The organism is Nocardiopsis suaedae (assembly GCF_027706745.1).
GTDB lineage: Bacteria > Actinomycetota > Actinomycetes > Streptosporangiales > Streptosporangiaceae > Nocardiopsis_A > Nocardiopsis_A suaedae.
This window is the reverse complement of sequence record NZ_JAQFWP010000019.1, coordinates 12,116-30,698: the sequence shown is the minus strand read 5'-3', so window position 1 is coordinate 30,698 and position 18,583 is coordinate 12,116. Positions and strand designations below refer to the sequence as shown.

At 73.4% G+C, this 18,583-nt stretch carries 15 protein-coding genes; 3 read left to right on the top strand and 12 right to left on the bottom strand.

The annotated features are described in order from the left end of the window. Positions 1-167: 167 nt before the first annotated feature. From O4U47_RS12280 to O4U47_RS12255, 6 genes are all read right to left on the bottom strand, one after another. Positions 168-680 carry a hypothetical protein gene (locus tag O4U47_RS12280; RefSeq protein WP_270677947.1) on the bottom strand — a complete coding sequence of 171 codons (513 nt, stop codon included), beginning with the start codon at positions 678-680 and terminating at the stop codon, positions 168-170. 54 nt (positions 681-734) lie between these two features. Further along, complete coding sequence (locus O4U47_RS12275; protein WP_270677946.1) at positions 735-2,000, bottom strand: DUF6745 domain-containing protein; 1,266 nt, start codon at positions 1,998-2,000, stop codon at positions 735-737. A 112-nt stretch (positions 2,001-2,112) separates the two neighbouring features. After that, positions 2,113-3,129 (bottom strand): galactofuranose ABC transporter, permease protein YjfF, encoded by a 1,017-nt coding sequence (gene yjfF / locus O4U47_RS12270; protein ID WP_270677945.1) that lies wholly within the window; start codon positions 3,127-3,129, stop codon positions 2,113-2,115. Beyond that, positions 3,126-4,235: an ABC transporter permease gene (locus O4U47_RS12265; protein WP_270677944.1), complete on the bottom strand. Its 1,110-nt coding sequence runs from the start codon at positions 4,233-4,235 to the stop codon at positions 3,126-3,128. The genes yjfF and O4U47_RS12265 overlap by 4 nt, the downstream gene beginning before the upstream one ends. After that, positions 4,235-5,761, bottom strand: coding sequence for a sugar ABC transporter ATP-binding protein (locus O4U47_RS12260; protein WP_333563645.1), 1,527 nt, complete (start codon positions 5,759-5,761; stop codon positions 4,235-4,237). The genes O4U47_RS12265 and O4U47_RS12260 overlap by 1 nt, the downstream gene beginning before the upstream one ends. Before the next feature lie 30 nt (positions 5,762-5,791). Next, positions 5,792-6,772, bottom strand: a complete 981-nt coding sequence (locus O4U47_RS12255) for an ABC transporter substrate-binding protein (protein ID WP_270677943.1) — start codon at positions 6,770-6,772, stop codon at positions 5,792-5,794. A gap of 552 nt (positions 6,773-7,324) precedes the next feature. Here O4U47_RS12255 and O4U47_RS12250 point away from each other — a divergent pair. Continuing rightward, positions 7,325-9,832: an alpha-L-arabinofuranosidase C-terminal domain-containing protein gene (locus O4U47_RS12250; RefSeq protein WP_270677942.1), complete on the top strand. Its 2,508-nt coding sequence runs from the start codon at positions 7,325-7,327 to the stop codon at positions 9,830-9,832. A 140-nt stretch (positions 9,833-9,972) separates the two neighbouring features. Here O4U47_RS12250 and O4U47_RS12245 read toward each other — a convergent pair whose 3' ends face one another. From O4U47_RS12245 to O4U47_RS12235, 3 genes are all read right to left on the bottom strand, one after another. Further along, positions 9,973-10,176 carry a cold-shock protein gene (locus O4U47_RS12245; RefSeq protein WP_017623812.1) on the bottom strand — a complete coding sequence of 68 codons (204 nt, stop codon included), beginning with the start codon at positions 10,174-10,176 and terminating at the stop codon, positions 9,973-9,975. 331 nt (positions 10,177-10,507) lie between these two features. After that, positions 10,508-11,140 (bottom strand): MBL fold metallo-hydrolase, encoded by a 633-nt coding sequence (locus tag O4U47_RS12240; protein ID WP_270677941.1) that lies wholly within the window; start codon positions 11,138-11,140, stop codon positions 10,508-10,510. After that, on the bottom strand, positions 11,137-12,222 hold the full coding sequence (locus O4U47_RS12235; RefSeq protein ID WP_270677940.1) for an S-(hydroxymethyl)mycothiol dehydrogenase: 1,086 nt from the start codon (positions 12,220-12,222) through the stop codon (positions 11,137-11,139). Before O4U47_RS12235 ends, O4U47_RS12240 begins: the two co-directional genes overlap by 4 nt. A gap of 174 nt (positions 12,223-12,396) precedes the next feature. On the opposite strand from O4U47_RS12235, the gene O4U47_RS12230 reads away from it, so the two are divergent. After that, positions 12,397-13,671 (top strand): helix-turn-helix transcriptional regulator, encoded by a 1,275-nt coding sequence (locus O4U47_RS12230; protein ID WP_270677939.1) that lies wholly within the window; start codon positions 12,397-12,399, stop codon positions 13,669-13,671. Between the two features lie 42 nt (positions 13,672-13,713). Here the strand turns inward: O4U47_RS12230 and O4U47_RS12225 are convergent, their stop codons facing one another. Together O4U47_RS12225 and O4U47_RS12220 are read right to left on the bottom strand one after the other, a co-directional pair. Next, a complete protein-coding gene (locus O4U47_RS12225) occupies positions 13,714-14,874 on the bottom strand; it encodes an NAD(P)/FAD-dependent oxidoreductase (protein ID WP_270677938.1) in 1,161 nt (386 codons plus the stop codon). Next, positions 14,871-15,245, bottom strand: a complete 375-nt coding sequence (locus O4U47_RS12220; protein WP_333563644.1) for a bifunctional 3-phenylpropionate/cinnamic acid dioxygenase ferredoxin subunit — start codon at positions 15,243-15,245, stop codon at positions 14,871-14,873. The genes O4U47_RS12225 and O4U47_RS12220 overlap by 4 nt, the downstream gene beginning before the upstream one ends. 481 nt (positions 15,246-15,726) lie before the next feature. Between O4U47_RS12220 and O4U47_RS12215 the strand changes: the two genes are divergently transcribed. Continuing rightward, positions 15,727-17,178, top strand: coding sequence for an MFS transporter (locus O4U47_RS12215; protein WP_270677937.1), 1,452 nt, complete (start codon positions 15,727-15,729; stop codon positions 17,176-17,178). A 235-nt stretch (positions 17,179-17,413) separates the two neighbouring features. Here O4U47_RS12215 and O4U47_RS12210 read toward each other — a convergent pair whose 3' ends face one another. After that, positions 17,414-18,559: an aromatic ring-hydroxylating oxygenase subunit alpha gene (locus tag O4U47_RS12210; RefSeq protein ID WP_270677936.1), complete on the bottom strand. Its 1,146-nt coding sequence runs from the start codon at positions 18,557-18,559 to the stop codon at positions 17,414-17,416. Positions 18,560-18,583: the final 24 nt, after the last annotated feature.

Sequence of the window (18,583 nt, the reverse complement as noted above, 5' to 3'; positions counted from 1 at the left end):
GTGGCCGCCGACGGCGCCGCGTTGGTGCGCCATCGACTCTAGACGCCCGGTGACGGCCTGGCCGCCCCTCTTTCCGCTTCCGGACACGGCCGTCGGCGGCGGGGGGCGCCCGCCCCGGTCCGTCCTCCGGGGGCGGGCGCCCGATCAGGGGGCGGGAACGGGCCGGGTCAGTCGGCCACCAGGCGGGACTCTCCGGGCGACCAGCGGGCCCGGTCGTCCCGCCAGGCGTGCCGCAGGGCCGCCTCGCGCTGGCGGCGGACCGCGTAGGTGCCGGGCGCCAGGCCGCTGCCGCCGTGCTCGGGGTGGAGCAGGTAGGCGGGGGCCGTGGCGGCCAGGACGCCCAGCGCCAGGCGGTGGCGGTCGTGGACGTCGGGGGTCCAGCGGCAGGTGCCGGGGGCGGCGGCCAGGGTGTGCGGGTTGCCTCCGGCGGCGCTGCGCAGGAGTTCGAGGCCCTCGGCCGGGACCGGTGTCCACCGCGGTCCGGAGCCTGCGGCGCCCCCGGACAGCGCCACCTCGTCGGCGACGAGGTGCAGCGGGACGATGAGGAGGTCGCCCTGGGCCTGGAGGCCGTCGAGGACGGGGACCGCGGCCCCGCGCTCCAGGTGGTCCAGGACGGTGAGGCCGGTGCGGGCGGTGAGGTCGGCGAGGGTCGGGGCGGTGGCGGGCGTGTCCGTGCTCATGGTGGTCACCTGTGGGTGTGCTCGGTGGCGGTTCGCGTCGCCGTGGACAGGGGGTCAGGTGCGGCGCGCCAGTCGGGCGTAGACGTCGCGCGAGAGGCCGTAGGTCCATCCGGCCGCGTCGACCGGGTCGTCGAGGGAGCCGGGGACGGGCAGCCCGTACCGGCGCCGTGTGCCGTCGCGTTCGAGCGAGCCGTTGACCACGACCAGCACCCGGCCGGTCGGCCCCGGCCCGGTCCGCGCGCCGGGCACGGCCACCGGGGACTCCGGCATGTCGTAGAGCCGCAGCTCGGAGCCGGGGTTTCCGGGGTCGGGCGCGGCCGCGACCAGGGACAGCCCGGCGGCGTCGATGTAGGCGTCCCAGCCGATGCGCTCGATGGCGGCGCGCCGCACCTCCACGTTGGCCTCGGCCGCGATCCGCTCCGGGGTGGGGTTGGTGAGCACCCACGCCGGGACGCGTGCCCCGTTGAGGACGTGCGCGCCCCAGCCGTCGCGGTAGAGCACGGCGGGCCCGCCGTCGTGGTGGAGGCGCACCTCGCCGTGGACGGCGTCGGGCATCGGCTCGCTGTGGAGCGCGGCCGTCCGCTCGGCCACCACGCACACCTCCTCGCCCGGCCACCACCAGCCGCAGGAGCGGGCCGTGGCCGACCACAGGTCCAGGAGCCCTTGCGCCCAGGCGGGGTAGGAGGCCAGGCCGAGCCTGTTCCAGGCGTCGTACGGGCCGACCTGGAAGGCGTCGTGCTGGCCGCGGAAGGCGTCGGCCAGCGGGCGCGGCGAGCAGGCGGCGAACTCGGTGAGCAGCGGCGCCCGCACCGCGTCGCGCAGGGACACCGTCAGGGAGTGGCGCACGGTGACGTCGATCATCGCCCCGATCCCGACGCCGTCGCGCAGGGCGCGCTCCGGTGGGACGGCCGGCAGGGTCGCGGGCGGGCGCGGCGCTCCCTGCGGAGTCCGCAGGCGGAGAGCGACCGCGCGGTCGAGCCGGGAGCGCATCCCGCTCCACAGGTCGGCGAGCCGGACATGGACCGGCGGGTCGGCGCCTTTGACGGCGTCCGGCGCGTTCAGGTAGGCGAGCGTGGGCTCCGCACGGCGCAGCGGGGATCCGGGGTACAGGGCCGATCCGGGGGAGTCGGCCCAGACGAACCGCGGCGGGGGGCGGTCGACGAGCCGGTACAGCGCGGAGATCGCGGCTTCGGCGGCGGGGCGGTCGGCCGGTTCCGTGGAAAGGCCGTGCGCCAGCCATTCGTCTCGGATGGCGGCCGCGCGCCGAAGGAGGGACAGGGACTCGGTGTCGGGGTTCTCAGCCCCACGACGCCCGGTCACCGGAGAGCGGCAGGGCCGCCTTTCATGTCGGTCATGGACGGATGATGGCAGACGCCGACGAAGGAGCACAACCCCGGATCCCCGGCGCCGGCGGCCACCACGTCCTCAGGGGTCATTTCACCGTGCGTGGGGCCAGGGCCCTCTGCAGCAGGATGAACACCAGCAGGAGCACCCCCGCGACGATCCTGGTCCACCAGGAGCTCAAGGTGCCCTCGAAGACCAGGATCGTCTGGATCGTGCCCAGTGTCAGCACGCCCACGACGCTGCCCAGCACGTAGCCGAAGCCGCCCGTGAGCAGCGTTCCGCCGATCACCACGGCGGCGATCGCGTCCAGCTCCATGCCCAGGCCGTGCAGGCTGTTCCCGGAGGCGATGTAGAGCGTGTAGAGCACGCCCCCCAGTGCCGCGCAGAACCCGCTGACCGTGTAGACCCCGATCTTCACGCGGCCCACCGGCAGGCCCATCAGCATCGCCGAGGACTCGCTGCCGCCGACCGCGTAGACGCTGCGCCCGAACCGGGTCCGGTGCAGCACGAAGGCCGCCGCACCCGCCGCGGCCAGCGCCACCACCGCGCCCAGGGACAGCGACGTCCCTCCCGGCAGCGGCACCCGCGCCTGGGCGAGCGTGCCGAACAGCGGGTCGGTGATCGGGATCGACTCCGTGCTGATCAGGTAGCACAGCCCCCGGGCGAAGAACATGCCGCCGAGCGTGGCGATGAAGGGCTGCACCCCGTAGAAGTGGATGATGCACCCCTGCAGGAAGCCGATGGCGGCCCCGGCCAGCAGCGCGACCGGGATCACCAGCAGCGGGGGCCAGCCCTCGCGCAGCAGCCACGCGCAGATCATCGCCGACAGCGCCAGCACCGACCCCGTCGACAGGTCGATGCCGCCCGCCAGGATCACGAACGTCACCCCCACCGCCAGCACGATGAGGAAGGAATTGTTCACCAGCAGGTTCAGCATCACCTGCGGTTCGGCGAACCCCGTGTAGCGCACCGAGCCGACCGCGAACAGCAGCACGAGCACCAGGCCGGACACGGCCACCGGGATGAACCTGCGCCGCCCGTCCACCAGGGCGCGGACACGGGCCGCCGCGGACGCGGCCGGGGTCGGGGTCGAAAGGCCCGTCATCGCCGCACCTCCCGGGGGTCCGGCCGGCCGTCGCCGGTCGCAGTGGGCATGGTGCCGTCCTCCTCCTCGGGCGCGGGGCCGCCCGCACCCCCCGCCGGTGCCGGCGGCCCGCCGCGCCGGAACGGCGCCGCGACCTGCGCGCGGAACCGCGGCGACTGCAGCAGGCACACCACGAACACCACGACCGCCTTGAACACCAGGGCGCTCTCCGGCGGCACCCCCATGGTGTAGACCGTCGTGGACAGGGTCTGCACGATGACCGCGCCCAGCACGGTCCCGGCGATCGAGAACCGGCCGCCGGTCAGCAGCGTCCCGCCGATCACCACGGCGAGGATCGCGTCCAGCTCGATCCACAGCCCCGCGTTGTTGCCGTCGGCGCTGCCGGTGTTGGCGCTGATGACGATCCCGGCGAGCCCGGCGCACAGGCCGCAGACGGCGTAGGCCGCCACCGACAGCCCGGTCGCGCGGATCCCCGCCAGCCGGGCCGCCTCGGCGTTGCCGCCGACGGCCTCGACGAACAGCCCCAGCGCGGTGCGGCGCAGCGCCACCCACATGACCAGCACGGTCACCGCCGCCATGAGCACGGTGTAGGGCACCGCCGCCAGGCTGCCCGCCGCGATCCCCCGGTAGGGCTCGCTGGTCACGGTGGTGATCTGGCCGTCGGTGATGAGCTGGGCCAGGCCCCGCCCCGCGACCATGAGGATCAGGGTCGCCACGATCGGCTGGATGCGCAGCACCGCCGCCAGGAACCCGTTCCACAGCCCCAGCAGCGCCGACAGCGCCAGGGCGGCCGCGACCGCCCCGGCGACCGCCCCCGGCGATGAGGGATCCCCCGCGGCGACGATGATCTCGCAGGCCACGGCGCCGGAGACGGCCACCACGGCGCCCACCGACAGGTCGATCCCGCGCAGCGCGATCACCACGGTCATGCCCAGGGCGATCAGCAGCAGGGGCGCGCCGAAGTGCAGGATGTCGACCAGGCTGCCGTACAGCCGCCCGCCCTTGACGGTGACGGCGAAGAAGCCCGGGGTGGCGACCGCGTTGGCGGCCAGCAGCCCGACGAGCACCAGGAGCGGCCACGCGAGCCGCCGCGTCTGCGCGGCCATCACCGCGCACCCCCTTCGGCGATCTCGGCGAGCACGCCGTCCACGTCCAGCCCGCCGTCGTTGTCGAGGGCGGAGACCACCCGCCGGTCCCGCAGGACCACCACCCGGTGGCTCAGCCGCAGCACCTCCTCCAGTTCGGAGGAGACGAACAGCACCGCCGTCCCCTCCTCGGCCTCGGCCGCCACCAGGCGCTGCACCTCCGCCTTGGCGCCGACGTCGATCCCGCGCGTGGGCTCGTCGAGGATGAGCAGCCGCGGCCGCATGATGAGCCACCGGCCCAGCAGCACCTTCTGCTGGTTGCCGCCGCTGAGGGCGCCCACGGGGGTGTCCGGCGAGGCGGTCCTGACACGCAGCGCGGAGATGTAGCGTTCGACCAGCTCCGCGCGCGCCTTGCGGGGCATCGGCCGCATCCACCCGCGGGCGGCCTGCATGGCCAGCAGCAGGTTGTCGGCGACCGACAGGTCGGCCACCAGCCCCTCGGCCTTGCGGTCCTCCGAGCAGTAGGCCAGCCCCGCGGCGATGGGCGCGCGCGGCGTGCGCAGCGACACCAGCCGCCCGTCGACCTCCAGGCTCCCGCTGTCGGGGCGGTCGGCCCCGAAGAGGAGCCGCACGGCCTCGGTCCGCCCGGAGCCCAGCAGGCCGGCCAGGCCGACGATCTGCCCCGGCGCCACGTCCAGGTCGTAGGGGGCGACGCCGCCCTCGCGCCCCAGCCCGCGCGCGTGCAGCAGCGGGGGCTCGTCCGGGGGCGGCGCGCCCTCGTGGGCGCGCCCCTCCACCCGGTCCAGCTCCCCTGCCTGCTCACCGAGCATGAGCCCGACCAGTCCGCGCTGGTCCAGCTCGTCGGTGGTGAACGTGCCGACCGGGCGCCCGTTGCGCAGCACGGTCATGCGGCCGCACAGCTCGTAGACCTGGTCGAGGAAGTGGGTGACGAACAGGATCGCCACCCCGCGCGAGCGCAGCCGCTCCACCAGGCCGAACAGGATGCGCACCTCGTCGCGGTCCAGGCTGGAGGTGGGCTCGTCCAGGACCAGCACCCGGGCGTCGAGGTCCACCGCCCGCAGGATGGCGACGAGCTGCTGGACCGCGATGGGGTACTCGCCCAGGGCGCGGGTGACGTCGAGGTCGAGCCCCATGCCGGAGGCCAGCTCGGCCGCCCGCCGGTTCATGCGCCGCGGGGAGATCCCGAACCGGCCGCGCGGCTCGCGGCCCAGCAGCACGTTCTCGGCCACCGACAGGTTCGGGCACAGGTTCACCTCCTGGTAGACGGTGGCGATCCCGTGGCGCTCGGCGTCCTGTGGGCCGTCGACCGCGACCGGGCGGCCCCCGACCTCGATGCTTCCGGCGTCGGGCCGGTGCACGCCGGTCAGGACCTTGATCAGGGTCGACTTCCCGGCCCCGTTCTCACCCAGCAGCGCGTGCACCTCCCCCGGTTCGAGGTGGAGCCCGGCGCCGTCCAGGGCCCGGACGCCGGGGAAGTCCTTCACGATCCCGCTCATCTGCACAGCGGGTCCGGCCGCGGTCTCCACGGCCCCTCCTTCGCGTCGGTGGCGGGCGGGTCAGTACTGGCGGTTCGGCAGCTCCTCCTCGGCCTGGTCCTGGCCGAAGACGCCCTCCTCCACCTCGACGCGCTCGGGGACCTCCTCGCCCGCGTGCACCTTCTCCACCAGGTCCATCAACTGCGGACCGATCAGCGGGTTGCACTCGACGACCTGGTTGATCTTCCCCTCGGCCATCGCCTGGAAGGCGGCCTTGATGCCGTCCACCGAGACGATCTTGATGTCCTCACCGGGCTTGAGCCCGGCCGCCTCGATGGACTCGATCGCGCCGAGCGCCATGTCGTCGTTGTGGGCGTAGAGGACGTCGATGTCGTCGTGGGAGCCGAGGAAGGCCTGCATGACCTCCTGGCCGCCGGCCCGGGTGAAGTCGCCGTCCTGGGAGGCGATGATCTCGAACTTGTCGTCCTCGCCGATGATCTCGGCGAAGCCCTCCTTGCGGTCGATGGCGGGCGCGGAGCCGGTGGTGCCCTGCAGCTCGACGATGTTCACGTCCTCGTCGGAGTCGGCGAACTCCTCGACCACGTAGCGCCCGGCGTTGCGGCCCTCCTCGACGAAGTCGGAGCCGAGGAAGGTCTCGTAGACGTCCTCCTGGCCGGTCTCGACCGCGCGGTCGGTGAGCACGACGGGGATCCCGGCGGTGCGCGCCTCGGCGAGGACGGTGTCCCAGCCCGACTCGACGACGGGCGAGAAGGCGATGACGTCGACGTCCTGCTGGATGAAGCTGCGGATGGCCTGGATCTGGTTCTCCTGCTGCTGCTGGGCGTCGGAGAACTTCAGCTCGATGCCCGCCTCGTCGGCGGCGGCCTTGATGGACTCGGTGTTGGCGGTGCGCCAGCCGCTCTCGGCGCCGACCTGGGAGAAGCCGAGGACGATGGTGTCGTCGCCGCCGCCTTGGCCGCCTTGGCCGCCGCCCGAGCCGCAGGCGGTCGCCGCGGCGGTGAGCGCGACGGCCGCGGCGGTCGTGGAGAGTGCCTTGTTCATGGGAGCCCTTCCGCGCCCACCGGCCGGGACGGCCGGGTGTTAGCGCTAACAATCGGGGGGACGTAGGTGCGCCGGAGCGGGGCGGGGATCGGGAGTGGGGGCGTCACGGGGTCCGGCGAGTGAGGTGCGTCACCACTGTTAGCGCTAACAGTCGGGCAGTCAATACACGTTTACCGCTCTGAGACGTTCCATCCGCTCCCGGGCGCACCTCCGGCGCACCCGCCCCTCCCGGCCCCCTTGACACCCCTCCGGCCGGGCGGCAACCTCGAGGAAATATCCCCGGCCGACCGGACCCACCCTCCCGAATCGAAATGTTAGCGCTAACATTCCACTCAAGGAGGTCCTGGCGCAGAACGCCGTCGGCGTTTCCCCCTATCCCCCGGTGAACGGCGCCCGGCACCACCGAAAGAGGAATGCGGCCCCCCTGCATTCCGCCGGTCCGGCGCCCTTCTCCCGGCCCATTCGATCCTCTCCCGCTCCGCCTCCCACCGCCGGAGGCGCATCCCCATCGGAGGAGACGTGCCACCGAAGACACACCGGAAGAGAACGGCCGTGACGGCCGCCGCGACCGGCGCACTGCTCGCCTGCGCGCTGTGCGTGACCGCGGCGGCGCCCGCGTCCGCCGCGACCGACTACACCATCGACGTCGACACCGCGGCGACCGGGCCGAACATCGGCGACGGCATGTACGGCATCTTCATGGAGGACATCAACCACGCCGCCGACGGCGGGCTGTACGCCGAACTCGTCCAGAACCGGTCGTTCGAATACAGCACCGCCGACAATGCGGACTACACCCCGATGACCTCGTGGGAGGCGGTCGCCGACGGAGGCGCCGACGGAAACGCCGAAGTCGTCGGCGACGACGGCCGCCTCAATGAGCGCAACCGCAATTACCTCCGGCTGGCGCTGCCCGCCGACGGCGGCGAATACGGCGTGGCCAACACCGGCTATTCCACCGGCATCCCCGTCGAGGAGGGCGCGGAGTACGACTTCTCGGTCTGGGCCAAGGCGGCCGGAAGCGGAACGACTCCGCTCACCGTGCGGCTCACCGACCCCCAGGGCGCCCCCCTCGCCGCGCCGCTGGAGCTGGAGGCGGGCGGCCGGGAGTGGGCCCAGTACTCCGGGACCCTCACCGCCGACTCGTCCAGCACCGCGGGCAGGCTGGCGGTCACCGGCAGCGGCGGCGGCTCGCTGAGTCTGGACATGGTCTCGCTCTTCCCCCGCGACACGTTCAAGGGCCGGGAGAACGGCCTGCGCGCCGACATCGCCGAGAAGATCGCCGGCCTCGACCCCGGGTTCGTGCGCTTCCCCGGCGGCTGCCTGGTCAACACCGGCAGCCACGAGGCCTATGAGGCGCCCGACTGGCCCCGCGAGCGCTCCTTCCAATGGAAGGACACCGTCGGCCCGGTCGAGGAGCGCGCCGTCAACCACAATTTCTGGGGCTACAACCAGTCCTACGGCCTGGGGTACTACGAGTACTTCCAGTTCGCCGAGGACCTGGGCGCCATGCCGCTCCCGGTCGTCCCCGCCCTGGTCACCGGCTGCGGCGAGAACGAGGCCACCGACGACCCCGAGCTGCTGGAGCGCCACGTCCAGGACACCCTCGACCTGATCGAGTTCGCCAACGGCCCGGCCGACTCCGAGTGGGGCGGGCTGCGCGCCGAGATGGGGCACCCCGAGCCCTTCGGCCTGACGCACGTGCAGGTCGGCAACGAGGAGAACCTGCCCGAGGAGTTCTTCGAGCGGTTCGTGGAGTTCCGCGACGCGATCGAGGCCGAGTACCCGGACATCACGGTGGTCGGCAACTCCGGCCCGGCCTCCGGCGGCACCGTCTTCGAGCGCGCCTGGGAGCTCAACCGCGAGCACGGCGTGGAGCTGGTCGACGAGCACTACTACAACTCGCCCGAGTGGTTCCTGTCCAACAACGAGCGCTACGACTCCTATGACCGGGAGGGTCCGGACGTCTACCTGGGCGAGTACGCCTCCCAGGGCAACCGCTTCTCCAACGCCCTGGCCGAGGCCGCCTACATGACCGGGCTGGAGCGCAACGCCGACGTGGTGAAGATGGCCTCCTACGCACCGCTCCTGGCCGCCGAGTGGGACGCCCAGTGGACGCCCGACATGATCTGGTTCGACACCACCCGGAGCTGGGGGTCGGCCAACTACGAGGTGCAGCGGCTGTTCGCGCGGAACACCGGCGACGCGGTCGTGCCCAGCACCGCCTCGGGCACCCCGGACGCCAGCGGGCCGATCACCGGGGCGGTGGGCCTGTCGACCTGGAACACCAGCGCCGAGTACGACGACGTGAAGGTGACCTCCGCCGGCGGTGAGACGCTGCTCAGCGACGACTTCTCCGGCGGCGCCGACCGGTGGGAGCACATCACCGACGCCGGGAGCTGGGCCGTGGAGGACGGCGCGTACGTCCAGACCGAGACGGCCGGCGAGAACACGATGGTCATGGCGGGCGACCCCGGCTGGACCGACTACGACATGGAGGTCACCGCCACCAAGCGCGAAGGCGACGAGGGCTTCCTCATCGGCTTCGGGGTGCAGGGAAGCCAGGACTACTACTGGTGGAACCTGGGCGGCTGGGGCAACACCCGGTCCGCCGTGGAGCACGCCTCCGGAGGGGCGAAGAGCACCGTGGTCTCCGACGAGACCACCATCGAGGCCGGGCGCGCCTATGACGTCCGCATCGAGGTGCGCGGGCGCGACGTCACCCTCTACCTGGACGGCGAGGAGTGGAACAGCTTCACCGCGCCCGCGCCCGAGCCGTTCCGGCAGGTCGTCACGCACGACGAGGAGACCGGCGAGTACATCGTGAAGGTCGTCAACGCCCAGAGCGAGGAGGCGCGCACCTCCATCGACCTGGGCGGCGCCGAGGTCGCGCCGACCGCGGAGCTGACGGTGCTGGCCGCGGACCCGGACGCGGAGAACACGGCGGAGGACCGTCCCGTGGCGCCCGAGACCTCCACCATCGAGGGCGTGGACTCCTCGTTCACCCACACGTTCCCGCAGAACTCGATCACCTTCATGCGGATCGGGTTAGGGGACTGACCTCCGGCCCGGCCTCCCGGGCGCCCCCCGCACCGCCCGGGAAAAAGGGACGGCCCCCGCAGCCGGTGGCTGCGGGGGCCGTCCGCCCTCCGCCCCGGGCCCGGTGAGGCGGCGGGGCGGGCACGTCGTGCCGGTCCTCCTCAGAGGCCCTGGACGTCCTGGGCCTGCGGGCCCTTGGGGCCCTGCGCGATGTCGAACTCCACGCGCTGGTTCTCCTCAAGGTTCCGGAAGCCGGAGCCGGCGATGCTGGAGTAGTGGACGAAGACGTCCGGGCCGCCCTCATCCTGGCTGATGAAGCCGTAGCCCTTTTCGCTGTTGAACCACTTGACGGTTCCGGTGGCCATGGCGGCCTCCTCGTTCCTTCTGCAATGAAACCGACGCCGCGGGCTGCGGCGCCCGGGGCTGCCGCGAACCCTTTTCCGGAACGAAAAAACGCCCGCTGGCCGAAACTCCGCGGGCGATCAAGCGATCAAGCGAAATCCAGACTGCAACCCGTCTGTGACACTAGCACATTCGGGTGCGCCTGTCCCCTGTCACTCCGGTCACTCCCGCCGCCCCGGTGAGGGGGCGCCCGGTCCGGCCGAACGGCCCCGGACCGGGACAGGGCGTGTGCACCGGCCCCGGCCCTGGGGGACCGGTGCACACGCCCGCTCAGTAGCCGGCTCCGCGGCCGGCTCAGTGGCCGCGGGCGATCCACTCCGCCAGGTGCGGCGCCTCCGAGCCGATCGTGGTGCCGTCGCCGTGGCCGGTGTGGACGCGGGTCTCCTCCGGCAAGCGGAACAGGCGCTCGCGGATGGAGCCGATGATCGTCGGGAAGTCCGAGTAGGACCGCCCGGTCGCCCCCGGCCCACCGGAGAACAGCGTGTCCCCGGAGAACAGCGCCCCCGCCTCGGGCAGGTGCAGGCACACCGAGCCCGGCGAGTGGCCCGGCGTGTGGATCGCGACCAGCTCGGTGCCCGCGACCCCGATGCGGTGGCCGTCGTCGAGGTGCCGGTAGGACCGGCCCTCGTGGCTCATCCGCCACAGCACGTCGTCGCCGGAGTGCAGCAGGACCGGCGCGTCCAGCTCCCGCCCCAGCCGCGGGGCGACGGTGACGTGGTCGGTGTGCCCGTGGGTGCACACCACCGCGGCCACGTCCCGCCCGCCGACGGCCTTGACGATGGGCTCGGCGTCGTGCGCGGCGTCGATCACCACCGCCTCGTCGTCGTCGCCGACCACCCAGACGTTGTTGTCGACCTCCCAGGCGCCCCCGTCGAGCTCGAACAGGCCGGAGGTGACCACGCGGTCGATCCGCAGCGCGCCGCTCACAGGACCACCACCGAGCGCAGCACTTCGCCCTCGTGCATGGTGTGGAAGGCCTGCTCGACCTCCTCGATGCCGATGCGCTCGGTGACGAACCGCTCCAGCGGCAGGCGCCCCTGGCGGTACAGGTCCACCAGCATGGGGAAGTCGCGCTCGGGCAGGCAGTCGCCGTACCAGGAGGACTTCAGCGCCCCGCCGCGCCCGAAGACGTCGAGGAAGGGCAGTTCGAGGCGCATCTCGGGGGTGGGCACGCCCACCAGCACCACGGTCCCGGCCAGGTCGCGGGCGTAGAAGGCCTGCTCGAAGGTCTCGGGGCGGCCGACCGCGTCGATGACGACGTCGGCGCCGAAGCCCCCGGTGAGGGCGCGCACCTCCTCGACCGTGTCGGCCGCGGAGGCGTCGACGGTGTGGGTGGCGCCCAGCTCCTTGGCCCACTCCAGCTTCCCGGCGTCGCGGTCCACGGCGATGATGGTCCCGGCCCCGGCCAGGCGCGCCCCGGCCACCGCGGCGTCGCCGACGCCGCCGCAGCCGATGACGGCGACCGAGTCGCCGCGGCCCACGCCCCCGGTGTTGACGGCCGCGCCGAGCCCGGCCATCACCCCGCACCCCAGCAGCCCGACGACGGCCGGGTCCGCGGCCGGGTCGACCTTGGTGCACTGGCCGGCGTGCACGAGCGTCTTCTCCGCGAACGCGCCGATGCCCAGGGCCGGGGACAGCTCGGTCCCGTCCGCCAGGGTCATCGGCTGCGCGGCGTTGAAGGTGTCGAAGCAGTACTGCGCGCGGCCGCGCTTGCAGGCGCGGCAGCTCCCGCACACCGCGCGCCAGTTCAGCACGACGAAGTCGCCGGGGGCCACGTCCTCGACCCCCTCCCCGACGCTCTCCACCGTGCCCGCCGCCTCGTGGCCGAGCAGGAAGGGGAACTCGTCGTTGATGCCGCCCTCCCGGTAGGTCAGGTCGGTGTGGCACACCCCGCAGGCCGCGATGGCGACCACGGCCTCCCCCGGCCCCGGGTCGGGGACGACGATGTCGGCGACCTCGACGGGGGCGCCCTTCTTCCTGGCGACGACGCCGCGTACCTGCTGTGGCATGCCTGGTGTTCCTCCGATGCTGCGACCGGCCGCGCGCGGCGGCGCGCGGCACTCACCGCGACGGTAGGACCGGGCGGCCCGGACGGGGAGCCCGCCGGAAGGCGGGGAGTTTCCCTCCCTTCGGCGGGGCCGCGCCGTTCCCGCCGGAGGCGGGGGCGCCTAGACTTCCCGGACATGGGGGATGTCGCCGAACTGCACGCGCTGCGCGAGGTGGTGGCGGGCCCACTGGCCGACATCGCGCGCCGGTTCTCCCGGATGCTGTCGGAGCGGTGGCCCCACCGGGCGCTGGTGGTCTACACGCTGGAGTGCACCGGCCGCCCCCGCAAGGTGGCGGGCGAGCGCGACATCGTGGAGCGGGTCACCATCGCCGAGCTCGAAGCGCTGAAGTCGTCCGTCGCGCTCGGGGAGCACACGAGCGGCCACGCCCGGCTGGCCGGTGCGCAGCGCTGGGTGTGGGCGGTGCGGGACCGCGAGGACACGCTGCTCGTGCTCTTCCCGCGGCGCCGGGCCGAGCCGGCCGACCCGTCGGCGCTGGCGGCCGCCTTCGGCGTCGTGGCGACCTCCATCCGCCAGCAGGTGGCCCAGGCCAGCCCGGACTACCTGGCCGAGTCGCGGGCCGCGTCGAGCGAGCGCACGCGGGCCACCGCCGAGCTGACGGCGGCGCACGAGGCGGCGCTCACCGGGATCCTCAGCACCCTGCGCTCGGCCCGGTTGGACGACCGCGGCGCCCGGGGCGCGGCGGCCGACGCCGCCTCCAAGGCCCTGGTGGCCCTGAGGGCGCGCCGGGACGCCGACCGGAACCTTTCGGAGGAGGCGCCGGACGCCGCCTTCCAGCGGCTGCGCCAGGAGGTCGACCCCCTGCTGCGGCACCGGGAGGTGGCGGCCGAGTTCGTGCCGCCGGGAGACGGCGGCGGCCCCCTGCCCGGCGAGGTCGCCTATGGGGCCCGGGCGCTCACCCATGACGTCGCGGTCGCCCTGACGGCGCAGTCCGATGTGGAGCGGCTGCGGGTGGCCTGGGTGTGCGACAGCGCCACCCTGGTGGTCGACGTGCGGGACCAGGGCGGCGGCGTGCTGGACGCGGCCGGTCTGCGGCGGACGCTGGAGGGGCGGGCGCGCACGCTCGACGCCGGGCTGGAGGTGGAGTCGGTGCCCGGCTGGGGCAACCGGGTCGTCGTCCGGCTTCCGCTCGCCCCGCCCGCGCCGCAGGCCGAGCAGAAGCTGCCGGCGGACCTGAACCGCCGGGAGCGGGAGGTGCTGGCCCTGGTGGCGGCGGGCAAGCGCAACCGGGCCATCGCGCATGACCTGGGCGTGGCCGAGAGCACGGTGAAGTTCCACATCTCGGCGGTGCTCAAGAAGCTGGGCGTGGCGACCAGGGGCGAGGCGGCCGTGATCGGCCTGAGGGCGGGGATCGCGGCCGACGCCCCCGGCGCCCGGGGCGGTGCGTCCTAGAAGGAGCGCGCCGGGGCCCCGCCCGGACGGGCGGGGCCCCGGTCAGATCCGCTTGGCCAGTTTTCTGCGCCACCCGCCGAAGGGGCGGGGGAGGTCGACGGCGAGGACGCCGGTGACCTCCTCGTCGCGGTCGGTGTAGAGGGCCAGGAAGGCGCCCGTCTCGGGGTCGCCCTCCTCGACCTGCAGCGAGCTCGCGTCGGTGCGGCGGCCCGCGAACTGGATCTTGTGGCCGTACTGGTCGGACCAGAAGTAGGGGACCGCGTGGTGGGCGGGCGCGCTGTGCTCGCGGCCGAGCAGGCCCGCGGCGGCCGCCGCGGGCTGCTGCAGGGCGTTGGTCCAGTGCTCCAGCCGCAGCGGCGCCCCGGTGTAGGCCCGGTGGCTGTTGGCGCAGTCGCCGACGGCGACCACCCCGGGCACGTTGGTGGCCCCCGCCTCGTCGGTGCGGACCCCGTCGTCGACCTGGACGCCCGACCCGTGGAGCCACTCGGTGTTGGGGGCGGCGCCGATGCCCGCCACCACCGCGTCGGCCGGGAGCAGCCGCCCGTCCTCCAGCCGGACGGCCTGCACGCTGGAGTGGCCCACGATCTCCACGACGCGGGCGTGGGAGTGCAGGCGCACGCCGTTGCGCGCGTGCAGCCGCGCGCAGAACGCCCCGATCTCGGGCCCCAGCGCGCGCTGGAGCGGGACCGCCCCCGCTTCGACGACGTCCACCTCGCAGCCCAGGCCGACCGCGGTCGAGGCGACCTCGGCGCCGATGAACCCGCCCCCGATGACGACCAGTCGCGCCCCCGGTACCAGTTCGCGCCGCAGGGCCAGGGCGTCGTCGAGGGTGCGCAGGGTGTGGACCCCTGCGGGGAGGGGGCCGGGGAGCGTGCGCGCCCGCGCCCCGGTCGCCAAAACGACCGCGTCGGAGGCGACGCGGTTGCCGTCGTCGAGGACCACGGTGCGCTCCCGCGGCCGCAGGGCCGTGGCGGTGCGGCCCAGGGCCCAGTCCACCTGGAGGTCCTCGTCGTCCGCGGTCAGGCGGATGTCGTCCTCGGACACCGTGCCCGCCAGGAACTCCTTGGACAGCGGCGGGCGGTCGTAGGGGGCGTGCTTCTCCTCGCCGATGACGGTGATGCGGCCGTCGAAGCCGTGCTCGCGCAGCGCGCGGGCGCTCGCCAGTCCGGCCAGGGAGGCCCCGACCACGGTGGCGGTCCTCATCGGACCACCTCGCCCACGGCCGCCTCGGCGGCGACGGGGGCCGCGCCGACGGGGGCCGTCTCGTGGACGTAGATCCGGCCGTCCTGGACCTCGACCCGGTGGGTCCGGACGGGCTCCTTGGCGGGCGGCCCGCTGGGGCGGCCGGTCCGCAGGTCGAAGCAGGCCGCGTGCAGGGGGCACTCCACAGCGCAGCCCTCCAGCCATCCGTCGGACAGCGACGCGTCCTGGTGGGTGCAGGTGTCGTCGATCGCGTAGAGCTCGCCGTCGGCGTTGAAGACCGCGATCGCCACCTCTCCCTGTACGCGGACCGATTCCCCGGGCGGGAGTTCGGACAGCTCGCCCACGAAGATCATCTCGCCTCCAAGTTGCATATGAAGTAACTCATTTCGTAATACGCAACGCACTCAGGGCGGTCCGGTCCGCCGCTCGTCAACGGTCATCTTTCGACGGCCAGGGGGTCAGGGGGGTCGGCGCCGTGGTGCGCACCCGGAACGGTGGGCCGACGGGTGGAGGGTCCCGGCCGGGTGCGACGACGATCCTTTCGCCTCTGTTGCACACTGCGAGACCCGGGGTGGGATGCGCAACACACAGGATGCGGCTCCACCGGACCGCGCGTCAACGGTCGATTTCGAACACGTCCGTGACGTTCTCGTTTCCGCCCCGGCACCCCGGGGGGCCCACCCGGCCCGGACCGGATCCCCGCGCCTTGACCCCCGCGGTGCGGTGCCGTAAGTTGCCGCGTGCTGAACAGAGATATATCACTCGTCGACACTTACCTCCCGAATCCTCGCCCTCTGGGCCCCGGCCCACCGCTCCCCCTCGGGCGGACCGGGACCCGCACCGAGGAGGCTCATGACCGACAAGCCGAGGCGGCCGCGCCGGGGCCTGACGCCGCCCGTCGTGCAGGAGGAGCGCATCGTCCGCAGGGCGGTCGGCGCGGCCGCCCTCGGCAACTTCGCCGCCTGGTACGACTTCGGGCTCTACTCCTACCTGGCCGTCGCCGTGCTGAACGGGGTGTTCTTCCCCGACGCCGGCCGGTGGACCACGGCCCTGGCCCTGGGCGCGTTCGCCTCGGCCTTCCTCGTGCGCCCGCTGGGCGGGTTCGTGTTCGGCTGGCTCGGCGACCGGTTCGGCCGCACCCGGGTGCTCTCCGCCTCGATGCTGCTGATGGCCGCGGCCACGGTCCTGCTCGGCCTGGTGCCCGGCCACGGCACCATCGGCGTCGCCGCCCCGGTGCTGGTGCTGCTGATGCGGATGCTGCAGGGCTTCGCGGCCGGAGGCGAGTACACCGGCGCGCTCACCCTGATCGCCGAGTACGCGCCCGACCGGCGGCGCGGGTTCTTCGGCAGCCGCCTTGAGCTGTCCACGCTGGCGGGCTACGCCCTGGGCGCGGCCGCCTCCGGGGCGGTGATCGCGCTGCTGCCCGCCGAGGACCTGGCCGCCTGGGGCTGGCGCCTGCCGTTCCTGCTCGCCCTGCCCCTGGGGCTGACCGGGCTGTACCTGCGCATGTCGCTGGAGGACACCCCCGCCTTCCGCCAGCTCATGGAGCGCTCCCCGGCGCTGGCCACGATGTCGGTCCGGCGCGCCGTCCAGATCATCGCGGCCCACTACCGGTCCGCGGCCCTGGTGGCGGCCGGGGTGACCATCGCCTGGAACGTCACCAACTACGTGCTGACCAACCACGTCCCCGCCTACCTGTCGGGCACCCTCCCGCGCCACGGCGCGGGCGGCGCCGACGGCACGACGGTGACGGCCCTGCAGGTCGGCACGATGCTGCTGATGATGTGCGCCATCGGGTCGGTGGGGCGGCTCAGTGACCGGATCGGGCGCCGCCCCGTCCTGATCCTGGCCAGCTCCACCCTGGTCCTGCTCGGCCTCCCGGCCGTGTGGCTGCTGCGCGAGGGCCTCATGGGCCAGATCGCGGGGCTGGCGATCATGGGGACCGCGCTGGTGTGCTTCGCGGCGGTGTCCCCCTCGACGCTGCCCGCCCTGCTGCCCACGATGGTCCGCTACAGCGGCCTCGCGGTCATCTTCAACGTGTCGGTGTCGGTGTTCGCGGGCACGGCGCCGACGGTGATCGAGGCCGCGACCGTCGCCACCGGCGACCTCGACTGGCCCGGCTACTACCTGATCGCCGCCGGCGTCATCGGCCTGGTCAGCACCTGCTTCCTCAAAGAGCACGCCGGGCGGCCGCTGGAGGGCGCGGCGCCGCTGACGTCGAGCTCGGAGCTGGCCCCTCCCCCGCTGTCCCCCGACGGCGTGCCCCTCGAGTACCCGCGCGAAGAGAACCGCGAAGAGAACTAGGGGGTGTTGTGCGGATCACGGCCTACTGCGCGACGCCCGGGCACGCCCCTCGCTGCGTCCTCATCGGTCGACAGCGCACCCAGGCTGACTCCCCTGCTTTTCGGGAAACACAGCGTTCTCGCGATGAACGCACCTGGACGCCGCTCGCTACGGCCATGATCCACCCAACCCCCCCTAGACGAAGGTGACGCCCGAAAGCCCCGCGTGCGCGCACGCGGGGCCCCGCCTTCCCAGGTCAGCCGGTGTGCGCGCGCACCCAGTCGTGGAACTCGCCGATGTGGTGCTCACTGGGCACCAGCACGCCGCCGTCCCGGTAGGACCGGGAGTCCATGGCGAGCTGGCACCGCTCACAGGCGTCGAAGTCCTGCTGGTTGACCCGGTGGAACAGCTCCACCGAGCGGTCGATGTCGGCGCCGGAGTCGACGACCTCGGGCAGGTACAGCCAGTCGCACCGGACCAGGGTGCGGTCGGCGGTGAGCGGGAACATGCGGTGGAAGATGACGTGGTCGGGGACGAGGTTGATGAAGACGGTCGGGCGCACCGTGATGGCGTAGTAGCGCCGGTCCTGCTCCTCGTTCACCCCCGGGATCCGTTCGAGGCCGGCCGACCCGTCCACGGTGAACCCCTCGACGTCCCGGCCGAACTCGGCCCCGTGGCCCACGAAGTACTGGGCCGCCAGGCCGTCGGCGAACTCCGGCAGGACCTCGGTCAGCTCGGGGTGGATCGTCGCGCAGTGGTAGCACTCCATGAAGTTCTCGACGATCTGCTTCCAGTTCGCCTTCACGTCGTACTCGATGCGCCGCCCGAGCTTGAGGTCGGCGACCTGGTAGCCCACGATCGCGTCGGGGGTTCCCAGGCGGGTGGTGACGTCGCCGATGACGGTCTCCTCGAACGAGGGCGGCTCGTCGGCCAGGCACACCCACACGTACCCGAGCCACTCGCGCACGTGCACCCGGTGCAGGCCGAAGCGGGCACGGTCCACGTCCGGCATCGACGTCAGGTTGGGGGCCGAGACGAGCTTGCCGTCCAGGGAGTAGGTCCAGGCGTGGTAGGGGCACTGGAAGGCCCGGCGCACCTCGCCGCTCTCCTCGGTGCACAGCCGCGCGCCGCGGTGGCGGCACACGTTGAGGTAGGCGTTGACCGCGCCGTCCCGGCCGCGGGCCACCAGCACGCTCTCACGGCCGACCTGCACGGTCTCGAACCGCCCGGGCTTGTCCAGGTCGGCCGCGAGCACCGCGCAGAACCACTGCGTCTCGAAGATCGCGGCCTGCTCCGCGCGGAAGATCGCCGGATCGGTGTAGTAGCGGCCGGGAAGTGTTCCCTTCAGGCTCTCGGGAAGGTCCTCGCCCTGGCTGGAGGGGGCGATTTCACCGGTGGTCATGGAAGTGCTCCTCACGCGGGAGGG

Excerpts from the sequence above, each read along its gene's own strand:
- O4U47_RS12280 (WP_270677947.1), bottom strand. The coding sequence starts at position 680 with ATGAGCACGGACACGCCCGCCACCGCCCCGACCCTCGCCGACCTCACC.
- yjfF (WP_270677945.1), bottom strand. The coding sequence starts at position 3,129 with ATGACGGGCCTTTCGACCCCGACCCCGGCCGCGTCCGCGGCGGCCCGT.
- O4U47_RS12265 (WP_270677944.1), bottom strand. The coding sequence starts at position 4,235 with ATGGCCGCGCAGACGCGGCGGCTCGCGTGGCCGCTCCTGGTGCTCGTC.
- O4U47_RS12255 (WP_270677943.1), bottom strand. The coding sequence starts at position 6,772 with ATGAACAAGGCACTCTCCACGACCGCCGCGGCCGTCGCGCTCACCGCC.
- O4U47_RS12245 (WP_017623812.1), bottom strand. The coding sequence starts at position 10,176 with ATGGCCACCGGAACCGTCAAGTGGTTCAACAGCGAAAAGGGCTACGGC.
- O4U47_RS12235 (WP_270677940.1), bottom strand. The coding sequence starts at position 12,222 with ATGCCACAGCAGGTACGCGGCGTCGTCGCCAGGAAGAAGGGCGCCCCC.
- O4U47_RS12230 (WP_270677939.1), top strand. The coding sequence starts at position 12,397 with ATGGGGGATGTCGCCGAACTGCACGCGCTGCGCGAGGTGGTGGCGGGC.
- O4U47_RS12225 (WP_270677938.1), bottom strand. The coding sequence starts at position 14,874 with ATGAGGACCGCCACCGTGGTCGGGGCCTCCCTGGCCGGACTGGCGAGC.
- O4U47_RS12220 (WP_333563644.1), bottom strand. The coding sequence starts at position 15,245 with ATGCAACTTGGAGGCGAGATGATCTTCGTGGGCGAGCTGTCCGAACTC.
- O4U47_RS12215 (WP_270677937.1), top strand. The coding sequence starts at position 15,727 with ATGACCGACAAGCCGAGGCGGCCGCGCCGGGGCCTGACGCCGCCCGTC.
- O4U47_RS12210 (WP_270677936.1), bottom strand. The coding sequence starts at position 18,559 with ATGACCACCGGTGAAATCGCCCCCTCCAGCCAGGGCGAGGACCTTCCC.